The organism is Streptomyces sp. NPDC001156 (assembly GCF_053598275.1).
Genome location: NZ_JBSFJX010000277.1, coordinates 1 through 9001, shown reverse-complemented (window position 1 = coordinate 9001; position 9001 = coordinate 1). Strand labels below are relative to the sequence as shown.

General features: G+C 67.6%; 4 protein-coding genes. 2 read left to right on the top strand and 2 right to left on the bottom strand.

Features of this window, described 5'->3' with window-relative positions; translation table 11 throughout:
- Positions 1–921 precede the first annotated feature (921 nt).
- The gene (locus ACWDA7_RS47145; protein ID WP_450613639.1) at positions 922–6537 is read left to right on the top strand and encodes a GH92 family glycosyl hydrolase; all 5616 of its coding nucleotides are present in this window, start codon (positions 922–924) and stop codon (positions 6535–6537) included.
- A 131-nt stretch (positions 6538–6668) separates the two neighbouring features.
- Positions 6669–6830 (top strand): hypothetical protein, encoded by a 162-nt coding sequence (locus ACWDA7_RS47140; protein WP_450613637.1) that lies wholly within the window; start codon positions 6669–6671, stop codon positions 6828–6830.
- A 27-nt stretch (positions 6831–6857) separates the two neighbouring features.
- Here ACWDA7_RS47140 and ACWDA7_RS47135 read toward each other — a convergent pair whose 3' ends face one another.
- Positions 6858–8114 (bottom strand): hypothetical protein, encoded by a 1257-nt coding sequence (locus ACWDA7_RS47135; RefSeq protein ID WP_450613635.1) that lies wholly within the window; start codon positions 8112–8114, stop codon positions 6858–6860.
- Between the two features lie 408 nt (positions 8115–8522).
- On the bottom strand, positions 8523–8849 hold the full coding sequence (locus ACWDA7_RS47130) for a putative quinol monooxygenase (RefSeq protein WP_450613633.1): 327 nt from the start codon (positions 8847–8849) through the stop codon (positions 8523–8525).
- Positions 8850–9001: the final 152 nt, after the last annotated feature.

Sequence of the window (9001 nt, the reverse complement as noted above, 5' to 3'; positions counted from 1 at the left end):
GCGAACGCCGAACACAAGCAGTGGCGCCCCCTCCAGCGCTACCTCGGCCGCCGCGAGTACTACGACCAGACCCACCTCGCCATCGCCGGCCTGGTCTCCGACCGCAGTGCCGAGAGGTGATCACCCCCAAGCCGAACCGCCAGGCCAGCACGCCCCACCCTCAATCGCGCACCACGTCGTAAGAACTCCTGTGAGCGGAAGGATCATTGGCTACCCCTGGCCGCAGGCGGGACGGTCGTCCACACGCTCTTTCCCGACATGAGGTCGACCGCTCCACACAACACAGCCGACCGGAAGTGACCCCGCCGCACACCGCAGTTGCCGAGGAAGAAGCGGACCGGAACCCGTACCGGTGGTTGAAGGTGCGGGTGCACGAGGAACGTCTGCGGTGACGCTGCGCCGATTGATCACCGGGATCAACTCGGCGGCGTGAGACTTCGGTTCACCCAGAGCGACAGCGCGTTCCTGGCGGCATAGCCGCACCGCCTCCCCCACGGGCGCTGCCCGGGATACGGCTGCGGTGCGTCCGGACACGGTGCTGCTTGAAGGAGGTTGCGCGATCAGTCTTGACAACGTTGTCCGTGAGGATCAGGCTAACCGCGATCTTTGGCTGGGTGTGCCCTTCCACGAGTTCGCCATCCCTTCATGGAGCTTCCGCATGGTTCAAGGCCTACGTACCAACTCACAGCAGTGGTCACGGCGGTTGCCGCACCCCTACGGCAACTCACCTGGCTCCGCGCCGCGCTGACCCACCGTCGGAGCCAAACCGCTACTTGAGTGCCGATCCAGGGTCGGCATGCGGCAAGCCCCCGAGTGCCCGTGAGGCGTACGCGCGATCCATCGCGGTCGATCGACCGCGGCCACCAGGTTCTCCGCCCCGTCCTTCAGCGCTCTCGACCCCTATCGACGAAAGGCCCCGTTGTGTCCTACTCCCCCTTTGCTCGCCTTCTGTCCCTCCGAAGATGGGCCAGCGCGGCTATAGCCCTGTCGCTGCCGGTGGGCGTGCTCGTCGTCGCACCCGCGGCGAGCGCCGAGGCGCCGCCCGGCAACTTCAGCTCCTCGTTCGAGTCGGCCGACCCGCAACCCGCGACGAGCACCGTCGAGGTCGACGCGAACGGCAAGCCGATCCAGACGAACCTGAGCGGATCGAGCCCCTCCGGACTGCCCGGCAGCCTGCTCGACCAGGTCAGCGCGGTGACCGCGAGCGCCGAGAACCCGCCGGGCGAAGTCGCCACGAACCTCAAGGACGAAAATCCGTCCACCAAGTGGCTGGCGTTCGACAAGACCGGCTGGGTGGCCTACCGGCTGGCCAAGCCCGCGACGGTGGTGAAGTACTCGCTGACCTCCGCGAACGACGCGCCGGGCCGCGACCCCAAGGACTTCACCGTGCAGGGGTCCAACGACGGCAGCGCGTGGACCGACCTGGACACACGCACGGGGGTAACCTTCAGCGGGCGGTTCGCCACCAACACCTATAGCTTCACCAACACGACCGCCTACAGCTACTACCGGCTGAACGTCACCGCGAACTCCGGTGACTCGATCGTCCAGCTCGCCGACTGGAACATCAGCGACGGCTCGAACGTCATGCCGCCGGCCACCCCGATGGTCAGCGTCGTCGGCGCCGGTCCGGTCAGTGGCTACAACATGAAGTCAGGAGCCGGATTCACCGGAGTGGCTTCGCTGCGCTACTCGGGCGGCGCGCAAGCCGACGGTCGCTCGTACGCGACCAACAAGCTGTTCGACGTCAACATCCCGGTCGGACCGAAGACCCGGCTGTCGTACAAGATCTTCCCCGAGTTCACGAGCAAGGACGCTCAGTATCCGTCCACCTACGCGGCGGTCGACCTGCACTTCACCGACGGCAGCTACCTGAGCGGGCTTTCGCCTGTCGACCAGCACGGCTACGCGCTGACGGCCGCCGGGCAGGGCGCGTCGAAGGTGCTCTACGCCGACCAGTGGAACGCGGTCCAGTCCGACATCGGGGCGGTCGCGAACGGCAAGACGATCGACCGCGTCCTGCTCGCCTACGACGATCCCAAGGCAACCGCCTCGACTCGTTTCCAGGGCTGGCTCGACGACATCTCTGTGGCGGGCACGCCGACGTCCATCGACGGCTCCAGCCTCACCAAGTTCGTCGACACGCGGCGCGGGTCCAACGCATCGGGCTCGTTCTCGCGCGGCAACAACCTGCCGATCTCGGCGATGCCGAACGGCTTCAACTTCTTCACGCCGGTCACCAACGCCACGTCCAACTCCTGGGAGTACGATTACCAGCAGGGCAACAACGCGGCCAATCTGCCCATGCTGCAGGGACTTGCGCTCTCGCACGAGCCCAGCCCGTGGATGGGTGACCGCAACCAGATGTCGGTCATGCCGGTGTCGGTCGGCGGATCGCTCACCGGAGCGCCCAGCACCCGCGCACTCGCCTTCAGCCACAACGACGAGATCGCGCGGCCGGACCTCTACCAGGTCACTCTGCAGAACGGCCTGATCGCGCAGATGTCGCCCACCGACCACGGTGGGATCATGCAGTTCACCTTCCCGTCCGGAAAGGCCACCGGAAGCCTCGTCTTCTACAACGGCACGTTCTCCATCGGCACGGACGGCACGTTCAGCGGCTGGGTCGACAACGGCAGCGGTCTGTCAGCCGGTCGCAGCCGGATGTTCGTGTACGGCACCTTCGACCGCGCGCCGACGGCGTCCTCCGCCACGTCCGCCACGTTCGACACCTCTGCGAGCTCGCAAGTGACGATGCGCATCGCGACGTCGTTCATCTCGGTCGACCAGGCTCACCGGAATCTCGACCTGGAGGTCACCGGTAAGAGCTTCGACCAGATCCACGCCGCCGCCACCGCTGCGTGGAACGACCGGCTCGGCCGGATCGAGGTGAAGGGCGCGACCGAGACGCAGAAGGTCACGCTGTACTCGAACCTCTACCGGCTGAACCTGTACCCGAACTCGCAGTCGGAGAACACCGGTACCGCCGCCGCGCCGCACTGGCAGTACGCGAGCCCGGTGTCGGCGCCGACCGGCACGTCGACCGCCACGCAGACCGGTGCGAAGGTCGTCGACGGGCAGATCTACGTCAACAACGGGTTCTGGGACACCTACCGCACCGTGTGGCCCGCGTACTCGCTGCTGTACCCGGACATCGCGGCCAAGATCGCCGACGGGTTCATCCAGCAGTACCGCGACGGCGGCTGGATAGCCCGCTGGTCGTCGCCTGGTTACGCCGACCTGATGACCGGCACGAGCTCGAACGTCGCGCTGGCCGAGGCCTACCTCAACGGCGTCAAGGTGCCCGACCCGCTCGCCGCGTACGACGCTGCGGTCAAGGACGCGACCGTTGCGTCCGGGCGCAGCGAGGTCGGCCGCAAGGGCATCGAGAAGGGGCTGTTCCTCGGCTACACGCCGACCTCCACCGGCGAGTCGGTGTCGTGGGCGCTGGAAGGATTCATCAACGACTACGGCATCGGGAACATGGGCGCGGCCCTGGCCAAGGACCCGGCCACACCGAAGTCGGAGCGCAAGCGGCTCAAGGAGGAGTCGCAGTACTTCCTGGAGCGTGCCCGCAACTACGTCAACCTCTTCGACACGAACACGAAGTTCTTCGAGGGGCGAGCGGCCAACGGCAAGTTCCTCGCCGGCGACCCCAGGGACTGGGGCGGCGTCTACACCGAGACCGACGGGTGGAACTTCGCGTTCACCGCGCAGCAGGACGGCCAGGGCCTGGCCAACCTGTACGGCGGGCAGAAGGCACTGGAGCAGAAGCTGGACCAGTTCTTCGCCACCCCGGAGAACGCCGACAGGCCCGGCGGGTACGGCGGCACGATCCACGAGATGCTCGAGGCGAGTGCGGTGCGCATGGGCCAGCTCGGCATGAGCAACCAGCCGTCGCATCACATACCGTACATGTACGACTATGCGGGTGCGCCGTCCAAGACGCAGGCGATCGTGCGGGAGATCCTGCAGCGCCTGTACGTCGGCGACGAGATCGGCCAGGGCTACCCGGGTGACGAGGACAACGGCGAGATGTCGTCGTGGTACATCCTCAGCTCGCTGGGTATCTACCCGCTTCAGGCCGGCTCCTCCAACTGGGCCATCGGTTCACCGCAGTTCGCCCAGATGACCGTCCACCGCGAGAGCGGTGACATCGTCGTCAACGCGCCGGACAACAGCACGAAGAACGTCTACGTGCAGAGTGTGAAGGTCAACGGGAAGACGCAGCAGGGGGTGTCCATCGACTCGTCCGTGCTCGACCATGGCGGCACGATCGACTTCCAGATGGGTGCGAAGCCGTCGTCCTGGGGCACCGGCAAGAACGACGCGCCTTCGTCGCTGACCAAGGGCAACGAGGTGCCCAAGCCGTTGCAGGACACCACGGGCCCCGGCCTCGGCACCGCGACCGCGAGCGACGGGCAGGACGCGTCGAAGCTGTTCGACGACTCGTCGACCACGCAGATGACCTTCACCGACGGCACTCCGCAGGTGAACTGGGTTTTCCGCAGCGGTGAGCAGATGCCGTCGTACTACACCCTCACCTCGGGGGCGAATGCGGGCGACCCGACGGATTGGAAGTTGCAGGGCTCCAACGACGGGATCACCTGGACCACCGTCGACTCCCGCAAGGGCGAGGTCTTCTCGTCGCGCGGCCAGACCCGGCCGTTCAAGATCGGCAATTTGGGGAAGTTCGCACAGTTCCGCCTGGTCGTGAACAAGACCGTCGGCGCTGCGCAGACGAACCTCGCCGAGGTCGAGTTGCTCGCCGGCGGCGATGTCCAACTCGGTGGCGGCGCCATCGCGGTCTCCGCGGCGAGCAGCGTGCACGCGACCTCCGGCGTCGCGGTGTCGGTGCCGCTGGCGACTGTCACCGGAGGCACCGCGAGCGGCTACCAGGCCACGATCAACTGGGGTGACGGCTCACCGGCCACGGCAGGCACCCTGGACCTGAGCTCCCGGGGCGTGTACAGCGTCAGCGGCTCGCACACCTATGACAAGCCGGGTTACTACCAGGCCAGTGTCACGGTGAGCGACGGCGCCGGCCAGGGCTCGACAACGGTGGGCGTAGACGTCGGCTACGCGCCGAGTTCCAGCCTCACCGCGGCATTCGACACCGTGTGCATCGGAGACGAGGGCGTCCTCGCGGCGAACTGCGACAGCAAGTCGTGGGCGTACTCGCGTGCCGCGCTTGAGGCGGCGGGCGTGACCCAGGGCCAGGAGCACGAGGTACCTGGAACGGCGCTGCGCTTCACGCTGCCGACGGTTCCGGCGGGACAGTCGGACAACGCGACCGGCAACGGCAGCACGATCGCGCTCAACCTGCCGGATGACGCGAAGAGCATCTCGTTCATCGGCGCCGGAACGCAGGGCAACCAGAGCACCACCGGCACGGCGACGTTCAGTGACGGCAGCACCGCCGCCATCCCGATCCAGATGAGCGACTGGACGCTGGGCGGCAACGCCAATGGCACGCCGTCCTACGGGAACATCGTCGTCGCCAAGGCCGCGTACCGGCTGCTCGGCACGAGCCGGGACGGCGCCCAGCCGTTCCTGTTCGCCACCACGCCGTACCAGATCCCGGCGGGCAAGAAGCTGGTCTCGGTGACCCTGCCGACGCAGACCGGCGACCCGGGTTCGACGGGCCGGATCCACGTGTTCGCCGTAGCCCATGACGGCACGCCGGACGCCAAGCTGGCGACCACCGCCCCCAAGGACCAGACGGCCACCCCGGGGAAGGCCCTCTCGGCGGACCTCGGTTCGGTGACCGGTGGCGTTCCGGCCTCGACGGGCTACCAGGCCCGCGTCCAGTGGGGTGACGGCACAGTTCCGGATGACGCCACGGTCGACTCGTCCGGGGCGATAAGCGGACAACACACGTACGTGCAGCAGGGCACGTACACGGTGCACGTCACCACATGGGACACGCTCTCGAGCAGCACTGAGACGTTCACCGTGACCGTGGGCAAGGCGAGCTTGCAGCCGTCGATCTCGGCGTCGGCATCCGGCACCGTCTCCGCCGGTGACTCGATCACCATCAACGGCAGCGGGTTCGCCGCCGGCGAGCAGGTGACCGTCAAGCTCGGCACCAGCCCGGCCCGCACCTTGACGGTCGCGGCCACGGCGGAGGGAGCGGTACACGCATCGATCGCCGCGTCCGATGACGCGCAGCCAGGCCGGTACGCCATCACCGCAGCCGGTAAGTCCTCGCGGACACCGGCGACGGCAACCGTCCAGGTGACCGAGGAGCCGGCAGTGCCGGCGTACCGACCGCAGGTGCTGCTGTCGACCACCTCGGGACCGCGCGGTACGGCGATCACCGTCAATGGTTCCGGGTTCGAGCCGAACGAAGCAGTGACGATCAGATTCGGTGACGGCCTCGCCTCCATCACCGTGCACGCGAACGGTGACGGCGTCATCTCTGCCGCGACCATCAGCGTTCCGGGGACAGCGAAGCCGGGGTCGACCAGCATCACGCTGGCCGGCGCTGATTCGGCGACTCATGTCCGGCTGCCCTTCACGGTCAGCCGGCACTGAGCCGAGGTAGTTCAAAGTACGCCGGTGGGCGGGGCCGTAACGATGGCCCCGCCCACCGGCGTCTTTTCGCCCGCTTCAGCCTCCATCTCGCATACAGGAGGCAGTCACAGCGCCCTGACAGACTGCGCGCCATGGACACCGAAGCGTTCTGGCGCGTGCTCGACGCGGCGCATGACGGGAACAAGTCACTCGACGTCACCGTCGCCGACCACCTGTCGGCCCTGCCGCTCCACGTGTCCGAACACCCCCGCGTCGGCGGGGCGGACGCGATCTCGGACTCGGTGACGTCGTAGTCCGACGGAACACACCACGTCCGCGGCTCAGGTACGGGAGGCCGTCCCGCAAGCCTTGCTGCGGTCCTGGTCGAGATCCTTGCTGCGGTCGTAGGGGTCGGTCGTGGGACCGGTGGGCGGCGCGCCCGTGGGCTGCTGCGAGTCGAACTGCGGGTGCAAATAGCCGTCGTAGATCTGGCAGGCGGAGTTGCCCGCGTCCTCGTCGTAGCGGAGGAGGCTGAGCTTGCCGGGGGTGATCTGGAAGTGCGCGGGGTTGGGCAGTTCCAGGTCGATGACGCGCCGCACGATGGTGCGGGTGACCTCGTTGGTCCCCGGCCGCACCAGCGGGTACACGAAGGTGTAGTCGGCGTGCACGACCAGGGATCCGCGATTGGCCGTCCCGAAGGTCATACGACCGCGGGTCTTGACCACGTCGCCGACGAGCCGGACCTCGTCCGGGTCGAAACGGCTGAACAGCGCCAGCGGATCGTGTTTCTTGTCCGGTGCGCGCAGCGAGGCGTCGAGGTGGTCGAGCAGGTCCGGCTGGCGCGGGTCGAGCACGCCGAGCGCCGCCTCGGGCCGCTGACCGCGCAGGGTGCCGGGGCTGAGATTGGCGTCGATCAGCAGTGTCTTGCTCTGCTGCAGCGCGCGCTCCACCTGCGACGCGGAGAACACACCGGACGGCGTCGCCTTCGGCAGGACGATACCGGCGGCCCCGTCGGCCCACCGCTGGGCGGGGGATCCGGCGAACGGCCGCTCGGGCGTGGGTGTGTCGGACGCGGCCGAGGAGGGCGGGGCTGTGGGAACCGCGGTCTCCGGGGGCAGCTGCGGCGCCGTGTCCGCGGCCGCCTCGCCGGCGCCGAAGGGGTCGCCGGGAATCAGGGACGGCTTGATCGCCACGACGGCGAGGGCAACGGCGAGGGGAACGCCGACGATGCCCCACCACCGCCGGCGCCGGGCCGCGCGGCCCTCCATCTCCTGCCAGGCGGGGCCGGTACGCCAGCCTTCGGGCTGCCAGGATTGGTTGTCGGCGGCCTTGTCGCCGCTCCTGCTCCACCGGCGCTTCTTGGAGTCCTGGCGGGCGGCCTCCTCGTCCCTCTGCCGCAGCCGCTCGGTCACCAACCGCGCCCGCGCGGACGGCTCCTTCGGCGCGGAGGAGGCACGTATGTCCCGCTCGCTGTCCCGGACGAACTTCTCCCACACGTCGTCCGGTATGGACGAGGACGCCCCGGTACCGGAACTGGACCCGAGCTCAGACGTGGACTCGGGTTCCGGTCTGGCTTCTTCGGATGGCTTGTCAGCCACGATGCTGTGTGCTTTCTCTCGTTCGGCTGTCGGCGGTTGATCGTACGGCAGCGCTGCCGGGCCCCCGACGGGGATATCGACGTCCGGACGAGCCGGGGTGTTACGACCCAGACCACATCGTGATCATGCGAATTGCGCGAGCAACCATGCGCAGTTTTCGAGGTATTCGCGCGGGTTGACAACGTGCGTGCGAGGCAACTGCAAGCGCCCCAAAGCGTCCTGATGATCGGAGACCCACTGATAAGCCTTCTGCACCTTGCCCACCGCCCCGGCCTCTCGCAGACGATCCATTGCAGGGCCTCGTGACGCGGCGACGAGGGTGCCTTGGCCAGAGGTGGGCCAAGACACCCTCGTTCCGGTCCAGGGAGAACGCGGCAGGCGCGTTTCCCCTCCCCCTCCGCGGCTCCGTCAGCCCTGGACGGCCATCTCACCGAGCAGGGACCAGTCGTCCTGCTCCAGCACCGCGTTGACGATTCGTGGCGTTTCGACCAGATAGGGCGGCAGGGTCTGCTGTGCCGACTTGAAGTGGCCGGACTGGACATGCGCGGCACCGGCGTCGCCGTCCCGGAACGCCTCGACGAGCACATACTCGGTCGGATCGTCGAGGCTGCGCGACCAGTCGAACCAGAGACATCCGGGCTCACTGCGCGTCGCCTCCGTGAACTCCCGCGAAATCTCAGGCCACCTCTCCGCGTGCTCCGGCTTGATCCGGAACTTGGCCGTGATAAAGATCATTTCACGCTCCTTGATCGTATTTGATCTTCACCCATCGTAGGACGGCACCCACCTAGGGCTAGTGTGACGCGCCGGAAATGGCGAGTCTAAGTCTGTAGACTATTTCTATGTCGCATCGGGGTCCGCGTGCTGTCGAGGTCGTATTGTCCGAC